Annotated in this window: 15 protein-coding genes; 8 read left to right on the top strand and 7 right to left on the bottom strand. The window is 43.2% G+C overall.

Features of this window, described 5'->3' with window-relative positions; genetic code table 11:
- Positions 1–173 precede the first annotated feature (173 nt).
- Together AC59JT_RS04655 and AC59JT_RS04650 are read left to right on the top strand one after the other, a co-directional pair.
- Positions 174–2,972: a PAS domain-containing hybrid sensor histidine kinase/response regulator gene (locus AC59JT_RS04655; protein WP_497396444.1), complete on the top strand. Its 2,799-nt coding sequence runs from the start codon at positions 174–176 to the stop codon at positions 2,970–2,972.
- Between the two features lie 96 nt (positions 2,973–3,068).
- A complete protein-coding gene (locus AC59JT_RS04650) occupies positions 3,069–3,446 on the top strand; it encodes a hypothetical protein (protein WP_497396443.1) in 378 nt (125 codons plus the stop codon).
- 25 nt (positions 3,447–3,471) lie between these two features.
- Here the strand turns inward: AC59JT_RS04650 and AC59JT_RS04645 are convergent, their stop codons facing one another.
- The gene (locus tag AC59JT_RS04645; protein WP_497396442.1) at positions 3,472–4,719 is read right to left on the bottom strand and encodes an ABC transporter permease; all 1,248 of its coding nucleotides are present in this window, start codon (positions 4,717–4,719) and stop codon (positions 3,472–3,474) included.
- A 322-nt stretch (positions 4,720–5,041) separates the two neighbouring features.
- On the opposite strand from AC59JT_RS04645, the gene queA reads away from it, so the two are divergent.
- The 4 genes from queA to AC59JT_RS04625 all read left to right on the top strand — a co-directional run bounded on the left by queA (position 5,042) and on the right by AC59JT_RS04625 (position 7,311).
- Positions 5,042–6,091: a tRNA preQ1(34) S-adenosylmethionine ribosyltransferase-isomerase QueA gene (queA, locus tag AC59JT_RS04640; protein WP_497396441.1), complete on the top strand. Its 1,050-nt coding sequence runs from the start codon at positions 5,042–5,044 to the stop codon at positions 6,089–6,091.
- Positions 6,092–6,174: 83 nt separating this feature from the next.
- Positions 6,175–6,366, top strand: coding sequence for a hypothetical protein (locus tag AC59JT_RS04635; protein ID WP_497396440.1), 192 nt, complete (start codon positions 6,175–6,177; stop codon positions 6,364–6,366).
- Between the two features lie 2 nt (positions 6,367–6,368).
- Positions 6,369–6,611, top strand: coding sequence for a hypothetical protein (locus tag AC59JT_RS04630; RefSeq protein ID WP_497396439.1), 243 nt, complete (start codon positions 6,369–6,371; stop codon positions 6,609–6,611).
- A gap of 7 nt (positions 6,612–6,618) precedes the next feature.
- Positions 6,619–7,311, top strand: coding sequence for a 2-C-methyl-D-erythritol 4-phosphate cytidylyltransferase (locus AC59JT_RS04625; protein ID WP_497396438.1), 693 nt, complete (start codon positions 6,619–6,621; stop codon positions 7,309–7,311).
- Between the two features lie 188 nt (positions 7,312–7,499).
- Here AC59JT_RS04625 and AC59JT_RS04620 read toward each other — a convergent pair whose 3' ends face one another.
- The 6 genes from AC59JT_RS04620 to sppA form a co-directional block, all read right to left on the bottom strand.
- Positions 7,500–7,979, bottom strand: coding sequence for a SixA phosphatase family protein (locus tag AC59JT_RS04620; RefSeq protein WP_497396437.1), 480 nt, complete (start codon positions 7,977–7,979; stop codon positions 7,500–7,502).
- A 10-nt stretch (positions 7,980–7,989) separates the two neighbouring features.
- Positions 7,990–8,634, bottom strand: a complete 645-nt coding sequence (locus AC59JT_RS04615) for a porin family protein (protein ID WP_497396436.1) — start codon at positions 8,632–8,634, stop codon at positions 7,990–7,992.
- Positions 8,631–9,662 (bottom strand): glycosyltransferase family 9 protein, encoded by a 1,032-nt coding sequence (locus tag AC59JT_RS04610; protein ID WP_497396435.1) that lies wholly within the window; start codon positions 9,660–9,662, stop codon positions 8,631–8,633. Before AC59JT_RS04610 ends, AC59JT_RS04615 begins: the two co-directional genes overlap by 4 nt.
- The gene (locus AC59JT_RS04605; protein ID WP_497396434.1) at positions 9,663–10,265 is read right to left on the bottom strand and encodes a DUF4254 domain-containing protein; all 603 of its coding nucleotides are present in this window, start codon (positions 10,263–10,265) and stop codon (positions 9,663–9,665) included.
- Between the two features lie 53 nt (positions 10,266–10,318).
- Complete coding sequence (locus AC59JT_RS04600; RefSeq protein WP_497396433.1) at positions 10,319–12,001, bottom strand: helix-hairpin-helix domain-containing protein; 1,683 nt, start codon at positions 11,999–12,001, stop codon at positions 10,319–10,321.
- Positions 12,002–12,160: 159 nt separating this feature from the next.
- Entirely contained in the window at positions 12,161–13,924 is a 1,764-nt protein-coding gene (gene sppA / locus AC59JT_RS04595) for a signal peptide peptidase SppA (protein WP_497396432.1), read from the bottom strand.
- Positions 13,925–13,988: 64 nt separating this feature from the next.
- On the opposite strand from sppA, the gene folK reads away from it, so the two are divergent.
- Together folK and AC59JT_RS04585 are read left to right on the top strand one after the other, a co-directional pair.
- On the top strand, positions 13,989–14,489 hold the full coding sequence (folK, locus tag AC59JT_RS04590; protein WP_497396431.1) for a 2-amino-4-hydroxy-6-hydroxymethyldihydropteridine diphosphokinase: 501 nt from the start codon (positions 13,989–13,991) through the stop codon (positions 14,487–14,489).
- 24 nt (positions 14,490–14,513) lie between these two features.
- A complete protein-coding gene (locus tag AC59JT_RS04585; protein WP_497396430.1) occupies positions 14,514–14,882 on the top strand; it encodes an Hpt domain-containing protein in 369 nt (122 codons plus the stop codon).
- Positions 14,883–14,915 lie beyond the last annotated feature (33 nt).

The following is a 14,915-nucleotide window of genomic DNA, read 5'->3' as shown; positions in this document are numbered from 1 at the left end:
TAGTATAAGCAACAAATATAATTAAATCTGCGTATTATAGCACCTGAAAGCGCTACGCAATTGTAAAAAAATTGTCTTAAAACGCTAAAAAAGCCTTATGTTGGCATAATATTATAAAAACATTAAAAACGTGTTATAATATATTAAAAACCCCATTAAAATTAGCTGAGCTTGTGTCACAGATCTCTGTTTATTACAGCGTTGCCGCTTCGTTATTTACCATAGCGATCGTAGCCGCGGTAATGTGGTATTTTTACCGGCGCTGCATTGATAATGCGGCAAAGCTTTACATGGCCAAGCTCCCCTGCTCGCCGGAGGAATTGAACACGCTTATAAACTCCCTTAACGATATTATTTTTGAGTTTGATGAGGATAAGGTTTGCCAAAATGTTTGGTTTAATGACCTGATTGAACGGGCCGTCGATCCGCGCGCATCGGTGGGGAAAAGATTGGATGATATTATTGGTACCGAGCGGGCAAAAAAATTTAATGATGTGATGGATTATGTCATCACCCATAAAAAACCTACATCGCTTGAATACCTGTCAGAACATGGCACCGGCAAATGGTTTATAGCCCGTGTAGCACCCGTGCTTGACCGGGAGGGGAATTACCTGCAGCGCATATCGGCATCAGTAACCGATATCTCTGAACAAAAAAAATATGCCGATGCCCTCCTCGAGAAAGAGCAATTATTATTGCAGGCCCAAACCGTAGCCAAAATTGGCAACTGGTTGTTTGACAGCACCACCGGCGAAACCTACCTTTCAGCCAATCTCTTCGCCATTTTAGGCACTACCGGTTTAGCCTATGAGGTAAACCGGTTTGAGTATTATACCAGCCTGATGCACCCGGAAGACAGGGAAGCCTGTGTGCGCTTTTTAACGTCGGTAGCAACCAATGATGAAACTGAATATGAACACAGGTTGATAACGCCCGATGGTATATTAAAATACATTCGCATAACTATTGGCGAAAAAACATTAAATGATGACGGAGGCTTAAAGCGCATATCAGGTATTATACAGGATGTTACCGATATGAGGTTATCCGAAAAAGCTATTAAAAAAGGCCGGTCGGAGCTTATCGAAGCGCAAACTATCGCTAAAATTGGCAACTGGAACTGGAGCCTTAATACCCGTCATCTCTACTGTTCTGATGAGATAGCGAACATTTTTGAGATCCATACCAACCAGTTAAGCCAGACCGACCTGAAGGAGATACTTTTAAAATATGTGCATCCTAATGATACATTTATCGTTCAGCATTTAATTAAAAGCGCGGCCATTGTGCCTAATTACACCTGCGTGCTGCGTATAGTTACTCCTGCTGATGTTGTTAAATATGTAAGTGTTATTGTTGGCAAAATATTAACTAATGAGGATGGCAGTCCGCGCAAGATAATTGGCACACTGCAGGATATTACCGACCGAAAACAGGTTGAAATTGATTATAAGCGTACCGAAAACAAGTACAAACTGGTTTTAGAAACGATTAAGCTGGTGGCCTTATCATTAGATAAAAATGGTACCATAACTTTTTGCAACCAATACCTGGCCAACCTGCTGGGCTACACGCAAAAGGAAATTATGGGAATGAACTGGTTTGATAACTTTATACCGGTTGATATAAGGCCACGTATAGGCGACATGTTAAAACACAACGACGTACCGCCACAATATGTTAACCCGGTACTGTGCCGCAATGGCGAACAACGGATCATCAGTTGGCAAAATACGGTTAGCTACGACGAGAATGGCCTGTTAAAAGAAACCACCAGCATTGGCGAGGATATTACCGACCAGCAAAAAGCTACTCAGGAATTGATACTGGCCAAAGAAATTGCCGAAAAAGCGTCGAAATTTAAATCAGATTTCCTGTCTATCATGAGTCATGAAATACGTACGCCTATGAACGCGGTGATAGGCACAACCAACCTGTTACTGGCTGATGACCCAAGGCCCGAGCAATTGGAATATCTAAATATACTCCGCTTTTCGGGCGAAAACCTGCTGGCTATTATTAATGATATATTAGACTATAATAAAATTGAGGCCGGCAAGCTTGAGCTTAACCTGCACGAGTTTAATATCCGTGAACTGGCACAAAAAACAAAGCAGGCATTCCAGGCACGCGCTATCGCAAAAAGCCTGCTACTGACGGCAAATATTGACCCGCTTATACCCCAACTGGTAATAGGCGACCAAATGCGCCTTAGCCAGATATTAAACAACCTGATAAGCAACGCAATCAAATTTACCAATACAGGCAAGGTTGATATAAACCTGCAACTGGTTAACACCAATAGCCGCCAGGTAGCTATTAAATTTACAATACTCGATACCGGCATTGGCATAGCGCCTGATCATCACGCTTTAATATTTGACCCTTTTATACAGGAACCATTTGTGAATAATAACGACGCCGGCACGGGCCTGGGCCTTGCTATCACCAAACGGTTGGTTAACCTGCATAAAAGCGACATAACAGTAAACAGCACGCCGGGCGAAGGATCTGAGTTTATATTCACAATAGCATTTGATATTCCTCAAAAAAATATTGCAGCTGTACCACCGCCTCCTATTGATAACACCGATATGCCAAATTTAAAAGGCATGAATGTTTTGGTAGTTGATGATAATAAAATGAACCTGCTTATTGCCAAGCGCTTTTTAAATAACTGGCAGGCTAATGTTGATGAGGCCCTAAACGGCCAAATTGCTGTGGATATGGTAAAAAGCAATGATTACGACCTGGTAATTATGGACCTGCAAATGCCCGTAATGGATGGTTTTGAGGCTACCGGTATCATCAAATCACTGTATCCCGCATTACCTATTATAGCGCTCACTGCCGACGCTATGCCCGAAACATATAATAAAGCGCTGGAATCCGGCATGAATGATTACCTGACCAAGCCCTTCGTACCTTCCGTGTTTTTCGATAAGGTATCGAAATATCACCATGAATAACCGGAAGCTATAAGCTACACATTTGATTCACTGGCGAGTACATTATTGCAATTCTTGAAATAACTAATTACCTTGCCACTGCCAAACCTGCATGCCATGAAAAAATTCCTCATTATTTCATTACTTGCCTTAGCTGTTTTAAGCTGTGGCAAAAAAGAAACTTCGGTAAATGGTATCGAAAACCCGGTTGTTAATGCTTGCGGCGCAAGCACTTTAAGTGAACTCTCCTGGGCGCAAGCCCTGATATCAGGCAAAGGTTCGTGCACCGTGTACACAGGTGCAAAGTTGGTGATATACGACTACAAGGGTAAAAAAGTGTTTTATTTTGAAAACTTTGCTTCATCACTAAGCTCATGCGGCAGGGCGGTTTATAATTGCGCCGGCAATACGCAAATTAGTGCTGATGCTGCAGCAAATATTTGGGCAGATTTTGAAGCCAACCGCAGCAATGGAAAGTTATTATGGAGTAAGTAAAATTACCAGGCAAACGTATTTGACTCTAATTAGACCTTATCGCCTCCACCGGGTCCATTTTTGAGGCGAACCATGCCGGCACTATACCCGATATCATGCCAATAGCTATAGAAGTACCTATGCCTATGATCACGTTTTTCATATAAAGTACAATCTGCACGTCGGCCAGCCACTTAACTAAAAATGTACCGCCGTAAACCATCAATAAGCCAAGCATACCGCCCATGAGGCATAAAATAACGGCCTCAATTAAAAACTGTAAAAGGATAAAATAATTTTTAGCACCCAGAGATTTTTGAATGCCGATGATGTTAGTGCGTTCTTTCACCGATACAAACATGATATTGGCTATACCAAAGCCACCTACCAATATGGAGAAACCGCCTATGATCAAGCCAATGGTGTGCAGTATGGCAAATAAACTATCAAACTCCTTGGTTAGCGTAGTACTTTCATTCAGGGCAAAATTATCTTCATGATTAGGGCTTATACTGCGTATAGAGCGCATTAAGCCACGCAACTCGCCCAACAGCTCGGTTAACGGTATGCCATCCTTACCCACAACAATTATCGACGGGCGATAGCGCTCGTTTTGCACATCAATAACGTTACGTGCAAAATTTAAGGTTAATAATACCTCATTATCGCTTGATATGCCCATCATATCCTTACCTTCTTTGGCATGTACACCAATAATGGTAACATAACGCCCCATTACTTTTAAACGCTTGCCTAAACCATTCCCGGCAGGGAAAAGGTTGTCTTCAATATCGGCACCAATGATACAAACCGGGGCACCCGTGCGCGATTCTGTTTCGGTAAAATAGCGGCCTTCGGCTATGTCAATGTTCCAGGTTTTATTATGATCCTGGGTTACCGCGTATATCGAAGCCCCGTCGGCAGTATTACTGCCATATTTTATAGTGCGGCTATCAACTGATATTTCATACGATATAGCTTTAGCTGTCTGGCTGCGACGCTGTAATTCGTTAAAATCACGCAATCGGGGTACAGGGCGTTGCATATACTTCCACCAGGGCGAGTTATTATCGCCTACCCACGGCCATTTTTCAATATAAACACTATTACTACCCAGCTTGTTAACACTGGTTTGCAGGTTATCGCGTAGCGTATCAACGCCCGAAAACACAGCTATGATGGTAAAAATACCTATGGTTACCCCCAGTAATGAAAGTAAGGTGCGCAGCCTGTTTTGCCTTAACGAGTCAAAAGCAAATAAAAAACTCTCCCTAAAAAGTTTTAAAAATATCATATATGATGATTACACCGATTTTTTGTGATTACACCGATTTGTAAAGATTTCACTGATAAAAAGGATTTCGTTGTGTTGCAAACTCATTTTTAAAAGTGTTGTTATATATTAGATGTTAATATTGCTGTTAAGTTACAGCAATTATTTATTAAGCCTTAAATAAACCTTTTATTTTATAAAAAAGCGTAATACGTGCCGGTAAGGGTGACATTGATAATAGCAATGGAATCAACCAGATGATTGGCGGTATCCATAATAAAAATCAATGAAATCGCCAAAAATTATTCGTACATTTGCGCCCTGAAAATTCATATAGAGAAACATGAAATTATCTCAATTTAAATTCAATTTACCCGAATCATTAATTGCACACAACCCTTCTACCGAACGTGATGAAGCCCGTTTAATGGTTTTACACAAAGATTCTGGCAAAATTGAGCATAAAGTTTTTAAAGACGTTTTGGATTATTTTGACGACCAGGACGTAATGATATTAAACAACACCAAGGTATTCCCTGCCCGTATGTACGGCAACAAAGAGAAAACCGGCGCTACTATTGAAGTATTTTTGCTGCGCGAACTGAATAAAGAACTGCGTTTATGGGACGTTTTGGTTGACCCGGCCCGTAAAATACGCGTAGGTAACAAACTTTATTTTGGCGATGACGATTTGCTGATAGCCGAGGTTGTTGATAACACTACCTCACGTGGCCGTACCATCCGTTTCCTGTTTGACGGTACTGATGAGGAATTCCGTCGTAACGTAGAGATATTAGGCGAAACACCGCTACCTAAATACATTAAACGTAAAGCTACTGCCGAAGATAAAGAGCGCTACCAAACCATTTTCGCTAAACACGAAGGTGCTGTGGCTGCCCCTACCGCCGGCTTACACTTTAGCCGCGAGCTGATGAAACGCCTTGAACTAAAAGGTGTTGAGTTTGCCGAGGTTACCCTGCACGTTGGTTTAGGTACTTTCCGCCAGGTTGAGGTTGAGGATCTGACCAAACACAAAATGGATTCGGAGCAGATCATCATCGAGCAAAGACAAGCCGATATTGTAAACCGTGGTATTGAGCGTAAAAAACGCATTTGCGCGGTGGGTACCACCAGTATGCGTGCTATCGAATCGGCTGTTTCTGCCAGCAGAACTCTAAAACCGGTTAACGACTGGACCAGCAAATTCATTTTCCCGCCGTACGATTTTAGTATTGCAAACTCAATGATCACCAACTTCCACACTCCGGAATCGACCTTGTTGATGATGGTAAGCGCGTTTGGTGGTTACGACCATATTATGAATGCCTACGAAGTAGCGGTTAAAGAAAAATACCGTTTCTATAGCTATGGCGACGCGATGTTGATCATCTAATTTAGACGTGAGATATTAGAAATGAGATGTGAGATCGGTAACGGTCTCACATTTTTTTTACCCACCGTTTTGTAACTTGCAGCATGAGCATTGAAGAGATAATAATGGGAATAGTAAGCATTGTCCTCCTTTACTTTGGTTTCAGGCTCTTTAAAGGTAAAGAAACATATTTACGGGAGCATGGTATTGAAATATTGGCAACAGTAGTTAAAATAATACCAACAAATATCACCCGCGGGCTTTATACATCCAGACAAGATCGATTTTACGAATAATTATGGAGATATCGGATGAATACGCTACAACCAGGAAATTGAGCATAACACAAGCTCTAGATCTTTTTGACGTTCCGTCACCTGACGATAAAGTATTGATTTGGATAGATCCAAAAGACAAGGATAAAGAAATGATAAAACCCGGTCAAAATACAGGCAGCAAGGTTGTTGATAAAACCATCAACATATTGGGTGCTAAAATACCATACCGGGTTACCACAAAAAAAGCAAACCACAGCAATTAGTTTGACAATGTCTCATATCTCAAAAAATTACGTGATCATCGTGGCTGGTGGCTCGGGTAGCCGGATGCAATCAGCGGTACCTAAGCAGTTTTTGTCTCTTAATGGCTTGCCTGTGTTAATGCATACGGTGCTGGCTTTTCAGCAAAGCCAATCGCGACCGCAAATTGTGTTAGTATTGCCGGCAGATTATCACGACTATTGGAAACAACTACGCCATACACATAATTTTGATATACCACACAGATTGGTTACGGGCGGCTCAACCCGCTTTCACTCCGTAAAAAAAGGATTAGATACAATCAATGTTGAGGATGCTGTGATAGCCGTGCATGACGCGGTGCGCCCTTTAACCAATAAACAGATCATCGATAACTCCTACCAAACAGCCGCGAAAAAAGGCAACGCTATTGTGGCGGTAAAAAGCCGTGACTCAATCCGCCAGGTAAAAAATGGCGTATCAAGCAGTCTGCTTCGCGATGAAATATACCTGGTGCAAACCCCGCAAACATTCCAATTCGCACAGCTAAAAAAAGCCTACGAGCAGGTTTATACTGATAAGTTTACCGATGACGCCAGCGTGGTAGAGGAAATGGGGATAGCCATTAATTTAATTGAAGGCGACCATCAGAATATTAAGATAACCTTTCCGGAAGATATCGCGATAGCGGAGTTGATATTGAATAATCGCGCTACACATTAAGTTGACTTGCAAATTGTATATACGAGGCTCCTATGGAGCCTTTTGTTTTCACTTTTTTTCTATAAACACGAGGCTCCTATGGAGCCGAAAGCAGCGGTATACTAATAAACCAGGCTCCGTAGGAGCTCCCTGTTTATAGCCTTACCATAAAAAAGACAAAGGCTCCAGCGGAGCCCCCTATTCTCAAACTATTGCTCCTTCGGCGAATCGTAATACCTCAACTTACCTGTATTACCGCTAACAACGGCCCAGGTATCTATATCAAATTCAATAAGGGCCACAGCACCTGGCGGCACATCGCGCGTTTCGCCTGTAAGGTAATATAGCAACTGGCCAATGCCGGGGTTATGGCCCACCAGCGCGGCAAATTCATAATCATCAGAAAACTGGCTTACAATGTCAACCAACTCGTATTGGCTCGCTTCGTAAATACCGGCAACCTCTTGAGCGGCAGGCAATGACAGGTGTTGCGAAAACACGTTAGCCGTACTCAACGTACGCAATGCCGGGCTTGATATTAATGCTTGTGGCACCAGGCCCGCGGCTTTTATGCGGCCGGCCATTACGGCTGCATCCTGCAAACCAACAGGCTTTAGCGGCCTTTCAAAATCAACATAACCGGTTTCATGGGTGGCTTTGGCGTGGCGTATTAGCAGTAGTTTTTTCATGGGCGTGTGTTTATTTGATCAGGTATCCTAATCCAATAGAAAATACCCTGTTTTTTACAACACTCGTGCCACTATTCTGTTGGTTGGTTGATGCAATATTATTTAAACCCAGCGAATGGCTGATGTTAAACATCAGTTTGTTCCTGAACTCAAAACCGGCCAAAAAATTAACACCCAGATCAAGGCGTTTCAAATCATTTTCGGCACCGAAAGTTAATTTGTCTGATGTGGTGCTACCTGGTGTCTCATAATCTACCGTACCGGCAAGGCCACTTGCAAAATAACCGCCGGCCCCTATATAAAACCTGCCCAGGTTAGTAAAATTAAATTTACGGATAAGCGTTATCGGCACTTCAATATAACCTAACTGGGTAGTGGTAGTTAAAGCATCGACAGAAATTACAGAACCTTTGCCCGAAAAGCCCACTCCCGCCCTAAACCAAAGGTCCTGCGGCAAAGGTATTTGCCCAAAAACGGAGGCGTTAAAGGTTTTGATGGTGCTGGTAGATACAATGTCTATACCTTTTACATACTGATCGGCCAGGCCGCCGCCAATTTTAACACCGTAGGAGATTTTTTGGACAAATGATGTTTCCTGAGCATATGCCTGCACAGATAGTAAAAGAATACCTATAGCAAGAAATCGTTTGATCATGGCGTATATTTCAATAAGCTGTTAACAACTGTTTGCGGCGCAATGTTATACAAACATGCGTAATCTTTTCTAAAGCAGGGTTTGTTGCCGTAAACCGAACATGGCCGACACTCAATGTCATCAGCTACAATATCTTCTTCGCGCTGCCCATAGCCTAAAAATCCGGCATAATGATGCGTAGCGCCCCAGATAGATACCACCGGTGTACCGCGTAGCGATGCCAGGTGCATACCTGCAGAATCCATGCTCAGCATTACATCCAGTTCATTAATAAGCAAAAGCTCCTGCGCCATATTTAGCTTGCCCACTACTGATGTTACGTGCGGATGCCTCTGCTCCCATTTTTCACAAATTTCTTTATCGCTCGCGCCCCCGCCAAACAGGAATACTTTAACCGCACTATCAGCTAACAGCCCTATCACCTCATCCATATTCTCGATAGGATACGTTTTACCGCGATATTGTGCAAAAGGACTGATACCTATCCATGAATTGCTTTTATCGCCTGTAATGGCTTTAATTTCGGCGGGGAGTGTTATGGATTGCCTGGTAAGTTGGTAATCAAGCGTAGCTGAAAAATCCAGGGCCCTGAATACATCAGCATAACGTTCAACAGTACGCTTTAATGGTTTTAATATTTTATTGGGGAAACGGGTAAGTAGTTTTTTCTCTGCCCGGCCTTTATCAATGGATTTGTACCGTACGCCCGACAACCTGAACAGGTTACCAAGTATCTTAGAGCGTAGACTGTTATGCAGATCGGCCACGGCGTGATAGGTACCACGCTGGTTTAAAAAATTATAAAGCTTCAAAATACCACCGAAACCTTTATAGGCATTATTAAGATCGACAGGAACATAGGTCAACCCATCAATCCCCTCAAAAAAAGCGCTGAAACCGGGACGGGACACAAAGCTTACCGTCGTCCCCGGGTTTTGAGCGAGCATGGCTTTTACAACCGGCACCGTCATGGCTACATCGCCCATTGACGAGAAACGCAGCACCAGTATATGCCCTGCTGTCGCCATTTATTTTTTGTTATACAGAACAGGGTTCAGTTCGGGGTCGTTGTACATTTTCATCTGGCGATAAACCTTCATGTATTTATCCCCTTTTTCAATGTCTTCCAACAACTCATCAATAGCTAACGAGAGGTCGTCCTGCTGGGTTAACAGTACGGTAAGTTTCTCTTTGTTTTTTTGCAGAAGCGCTTCGTCCACATTGGTTCGCAGGGTTTCCTCGCGCATGTGGTATATTTTAAGGTGAAGTATAGATAAACGATCTATAGCGCCCGACGGGCTTTCGGTATTGAAACGTGCGGTTGGTTTGGGTTGGATGTTGCTGTATTTGGTGAAGAAATAATCATCGATCACTTCCACAATATCCGTACGGTCCTGGTTTGATTTGTCTATACGGCGTTTCCACTGCACAGCTACCTCGGGTACGATGGACGGGTTACGTATTTCGTCTTCCATGTGCCATTGGGCAGTATCTATCCAGCATTTGGTATACAGCAGGTTGTCAAGGCTACCTTCCGCAAACGGATTTGTAAACGGATAGTCGATATCATTAAATTGGTGATAATCCTGTATAACCTGCTTAAATATTTGATTGCACTTGTTGCTAATCATGCTTAAAAAATAAAAACCCAAAGATACTACATTTACACTAAGTGAAGCTATGGTTAGCTGCGTTTAGCTTTCTTTGATTGAAACGCCTCTGTAATTTCGGCTAAGTTTAAAGCATTTAAACATCGTTCTTTATACAAACCGCCTTTGCGGGCAGCGTAAACACCGTAGTGCATATCCAAAAATCCTTCGTTTCGGTGCGCGTCGGGGTTTACAGATAGCCATACGCCTTTGTCCAACGCGTATTGGTGCCAGCGCCAATCCAGGTCTAAACGCAGCGGGTTGGCATTAACCTCTATCACCACACCGTTGGCTGCGCAAGCGTCAATTACTTTTTTGTGGTCGAAATTATAACCTTTGCGGCTTAACAGTAACCGTCCCGTAGGATGGCCCAATATGGTAGTATAGGGATTCTCAATAGCTTTGATCAAACGCTCGGTAGCCTTGGCGTCATCCATTTTTAGGTTGGTGTGGATGGATGCTACGATAAAATCAAAGCGCTGCAGGATCTCGTCAGGGTAATCCAACGATCCATCATTTAATATATCCGACTCGATACCTTTAAATACGTGGAAGTTTTCCAGCTTTTTATTTAAGTGATCTATCTCCTCATGCTGTTGCAGAACACGCTCAATGCTGAGGCCCTTCGCGTAAAAGGCGCTTTTACTGTGATCGCACACACCCAGGTATTCAAGCTTCAGTTGATCCCGGCAGTATAGCGCCATTTCTTCAATGGAATTCACACCGTCGCTCCAGGTGCTGTGGTTGTGTAACGAACCTTTCAGATCGTGATATGATATCAGAACCGGCAATTTATCATCCGCCGCTTTTTGAATATAAGCATCTCCCTCGCGCAGTTCAGGCTGTATATAGGTTAAGCCTGCTTTCTGGTAGATCAATTGTTCGCTTTCGGGCTGCTCCAATTCATCAACCTCGCGCGCCAGTACGGCGGCAACATGCGCATCATCGCCGGTTTTCAGGAACAACTCCTTAAAAAAACAGCGCTTCTCCACACAATAAACCGCTACTTTAAGACCACTTTGGCTTACGCCTTTAATATGGTCGCCCTCAATTTCAACATTACTCAATAAATCCGACTGTAACACGGTTGTATGTGCCAGCGCCGAATCGCGGTTACCTAACACGATCACCAACTCATTAATGATCTCGCATTTACGGCGAAACTCACCACCAAACTCTATCAGCGCATTAGCGAATACATCTTTAAACAGGCTGATCAGCTTTTGGGCCTCATCCTCTACCCTGGCATATAAAAACTTGCCGGTGCTGGCCATGTTAAACTCAATAACCCGGCGTATCTCATCCTGCGTTTTAAGGCCGAAACCTTTGGCCTCTATCAGGCGGTTTTCGTTACAGGCATAATAAAGTTCGCCCAGGTTTTCGATGCCCATTTCGCGCCATATGGTGGCTACTTTTTTGGCACCGATGCCTTTTATACCCATCATCTCTACCACGCCAGCCGGTGTGGCGGCCAGCATTTCCTCCAGTTCGGCCATGGTACCGGTTTCCAGCAGTTCTATAATTTTAGACGCCACACTTTTACCAATACCGCTAATTTTCTCCAAATCTTCCAGCGTTTTGCCGTCGACCGGATAAGGCAGCTTATCCACGTTAAAAGCGGCGTTAGCTATTGATTTAATTTTAAACGGATTAACATCATGCAGTTCCATTAACTGCGATAACAGACGTAGACGGCGGGCTATGGGCTTGTTTTCCATAATTTGGTTTGTGCGTAAAAGTACAATAAGTAAACAAAAAAGGCGGGCTAAGTTTTGTTAAAACTTAGCCCGCCTTTTTTGTCGAAAGTCTTGAGTTCAGAGTCTTGAGTCTTTTAAATTATCAAATGAGACTAATGACTCCCGACTTAAGGCTCAAGACTACTTCACCACCACATCATACAGCATACGGGCCTGTGGAGTACGCATTAACTGTGTAACGCCTTTTATTTTTTCGTACACGCCGTAGTTTTCGCCCAATTCTGATTTGAGCATACGGGTTTTAGCTTCGGCGCTTATGCTTTCGCCCAGTTTATTGAATACGCTTTTTTGTTCGGGGTAATCAACCGTACGGTATTTTTCCAGCTTAGCCATTTTAGCGGCCGCTTTAACGGCATCATTAATATTGCCTAACCTATCAACCAAACCAATTTTAAGAGCCTGCGAGCCTGTCCAAACGCGGCCCTGGCCAATGCTGTCAATATAAGCCATTGTTTTTTTACGGCCATCGGCTACCGCCTTGGTAAAATCGGCGTAGCCCTGGTTTACCTGGCTTTGCAGTATCAGGCGTTCTTCAGGTGTCAGCGGGCGATCAGTGCTGCCTAAGTCAGCAAATTTGCCGGTTTTAACACCATCAAAGGTTACGCCCAGTTTATCATTAAACAGTTTTTGCATGTTTGGCAATACGGCAAATATGCCAATAGAACCCGTAATGGTGTTTGGCTGCGCGAAGATGGAATCGGCAGCGCACGAGATATAGTATCCGCCGGATGCAGCCACATCGCCCATAGAAACTATCATAGGCTTAACTTTTTTGGTCAGCAATACCTCGCGCCATATCACATCTGATGCCAGCGAACTGCCACCCGGAGAGTTTACGCGCAGTACCACCGCTTTTACTTTTTTATCCAAACGCACTTTGCGTATGGCGCGCGATATGGTTTCAGAACCTATACGATTATCATCACCCTCGCCGCTCATAATTTCGCCTGACGCGTAAATAACGGCTATGCGGTTAGTTGATACTTCTTCTTTAGCTTCGGATGTGCTATTGGTGTATTCCGTGATATCAACACTGCTCAGATCATCAGTTGCTTTAATATCGGTTAGTTTTTTTAGTTCAAGCAGTATTTCGTCCTTGTACTTCAGGCCATCAACCATTTTATATTTCAGCGCGTCTTCGGGCTGGCGGATGCGCAGCTCGTTCGCGTAGGCAAACAAAGTATCTTTAGCTATATGGCGACTGTTGCTGATACCGGTTAAATAATGATCATACAACGAACCCAGGTATGAAGTAACCTGCAAACGGTTGGCATCGCTCATTTTGGTCAGCACCAGCGGCTCTACAGCGCTTTTAAAGGTGCCTACTTTTATAATTTGCGCCTCGATGCCCAGTTTATCCAAGGCGCCTTTTAAAAAGGTTACATCCGAGCTAAAGCCGTCAAATTCAATCATCCCCTTCGGGTTCAAATAGACCTTATCGGCCACGGTAGCCAGGTAGTAAAAGCCTTTAGTATAAACTTCGGAGTAGGCTATGATAAATTTCTTTGATTTTTTAAAGTCGATAAGCGCGTTGCGAATCTCTTCGGTAGTGGCCTGACCGCTCATCATGTAGCTTTGATCCAGGAAAATACCTTTGATGTTATCGTCGGTTTTGGCTTTTTTAATGTTAGCCAATATGTCTTTCAGGCCGATCGATTTGTCGCCGCCAAGGCCCAAAAAGTCTATGCCCGAAAGCGGGTTATTTGCTGTACGCTCGTCTATAGGATATTTAAAGGCTACGTGCAGGATGGAATTTGAATCAACAATTACAGTTTTTTCGCCACTGGCCGCGCTTATTATACCTATAAAAACAAGAACCAGAACAAAGGAGGTAATAATAATCCCCACAACGGTGGCCAATACAAACTTCAGAAATTGTTTCATTTAATACTGTAAATAGTCTATCTATGCAAACTTAGCAATCCGCTGCAATATTAGTAAGAGCGGCATGCATAATATTTGTTACAACATGGTTGATGTTTTTTTGTTATTAGGAAGTAACCTGGGCAACCGAGTTTTGTTTTTACAACAGGCGGTGGAGCATATCGGGCATAACGTAGCACCGGTTGTTGCAAAATCCTCGATCTATGAAACGCAATCATGGGGAAAAACGGACCTGCCTGATTATTTGAACCAGGTGATACAGCTAAAAACAGATCTGCCGGCAAGCACTATATTAAGTAAAATGTTGGCTATTGAGCTGGAGATGGGCCGCAAGCGCGAAGAGAAATGGGGATCGCGAACGATAGATATTGATATTTTGTTTTACGGGGACACGGTGATCAATGAATCAGACCTACAGGTGCCTCACCCCCACTTACATAACAGGCGTTTTACGTTGGAGCCATTGGCCGAATTGGTGCCTGATTTTATGCACCCGGTTTTGCTTAAAACTATTAGTGATTTGAAAAATAGCCTGAGCGATAGCTTAATTGTAAAAAAATTATAAATTTGAGAATATACTAAAGCATACATGTCAGATTCATATCAAAACGAGGACCTTGATCTATCTTTATTGCAGGAAATTGCCGACGGCAGCAATGAGTTTATTGTTGAATCAATAGACATGTTTTTACAACAAACCCCCGAATCCATCCAAAACATAAGCGACGCTTTAGACGAAATGGATTGGGTAGCAGCCGCAGCAGCCGCACATAAACTAAAGGCTACCCTTGGCTTTTTTGGTATGCTGGTTAGCCAGGCACTGGTACAGGAAATTGAGCAAGCCTGCAAAGGCGGTTCGCCGGATGTAATGGCGGTTGTGGGGCAGTTTAACCAGTTGAAATCTAATATTGACACCAATACGGTTACGTTATTGAAGATTAAGGCGGAGTCGGTGTAACGTCCCTTTCATCCTTTCCCAAGGAGACTTAAT

This window comes from Mucilaginibacter sp. A3364 (assembly GCF_059690715.1).
This window is presented reverse-complemented; position numbering and strand designations above follow the sequence as displayed.

What these genes read in the sequence shown, in the direction of transcription:
- AC59JT_RS04650 (WP_497396443.1), top strand. Translation starts at nt 3,069, where the DNA reads ATGAAAAAATTCCTCATTATTTCATTACTTGCCTTAGCTGTTTTAAGC.
- AC59JT_RS04645 (WP_497396442.1), bottom strand. Translation starts at nt 4,719, where the DNA reads ATGATATTTTTAAAACTTTTTAGGGAGAGTTTTTTATTTGCTTTTGAC.
- queA (WP_497396441.1), top strand. Translation starts at nt 5,042, where the DNA reads ATGAAATTATCTCAATTTAAATTCAATTTACCCGAATCATTAATTGCA.
- AC59JT_RS04635 (WP_497396440.1), top strand. Translation starts at nt 6,175, where the DNA reads ATGAGCATTGAAGAGATAATAATGGGAATAGTAAGCATTGTCCTCCTT.
- AC59JT_RS04630 (WP_497396439.1), top strand. Translation starts at nt 6,369, where the DNA reads ATGGAGATATCGGATGAATACGCTACAACCAGGAAATTGAGCATAACA.
- AC59JT_RS04625 (WP_497396438.1), top strand. Translation starts at nt 6,619, where the DNA reads ATGTCTCATATCTCAAAAAATTACGTGATCATCGTGGCTGGTGGCTCG.
- AC59JT_RS04620 (WP_497396437.1), bottom strand. Translation starts at nt 7,979, where the DNA reads ATGAAAAAACTACTGCTAATACGCCACGCCAAAGCCACCCATGAAACC.
- AC59JT_RS04615 (WP_497396436.1), bottom strand. Translation starts at nt 8,634, where the DNA reads ATGATCAAACGATTTCTTGCTATAGGTATTCTTTTACTATCTGTGCAG.
- AC59JT_RS04610 (WP_497396435.1), bottom strand. Translation starts at nt 9,662, where the DNA reads ATGGCGACAGCAGGGCATATACTGGTGCTGCGTTTCTCGTCAATGGGC.
- AC59JT_RS04605 (WP_497396434.1), bottom strand. Translation starts at nt 10,265, where the DNA reads ATGATTAGCAACAAGTGCAATCAAATATTTAAGCAGGTTATACAGGAT.
- AC59JT_RS04600 (WP_497396433.1), bottom strand. Translation starts at nt 12,001, where the DNA reads ATGGAAAACAAGCCCATAGCCCGCCGTCTACGTCTGTTATCGCAGTTA.
- sppA (WP_497396432.1), bottom strand. Translation starts at nt 13,924, where the DNA reads ATGAAACAATTTCTGAAGTTTGTATTGGCCACCGTTGTGGGGATTATT.
- folK (WP_497396431.1), top strand. Translation starts at nt 13,989, where the DNA reads ATGCATAATATTTGTTACAACATGGTTGATGTTTTTTTGTTATTAGGA.
- AC59JT_RS04585 (WP_497396430.1), top strand. Translation starts at nt 14,514, where the DNA reads ATGTCAGATTCATATCAAAACGAGGACCTTGATCTATCTTTATTGCAG.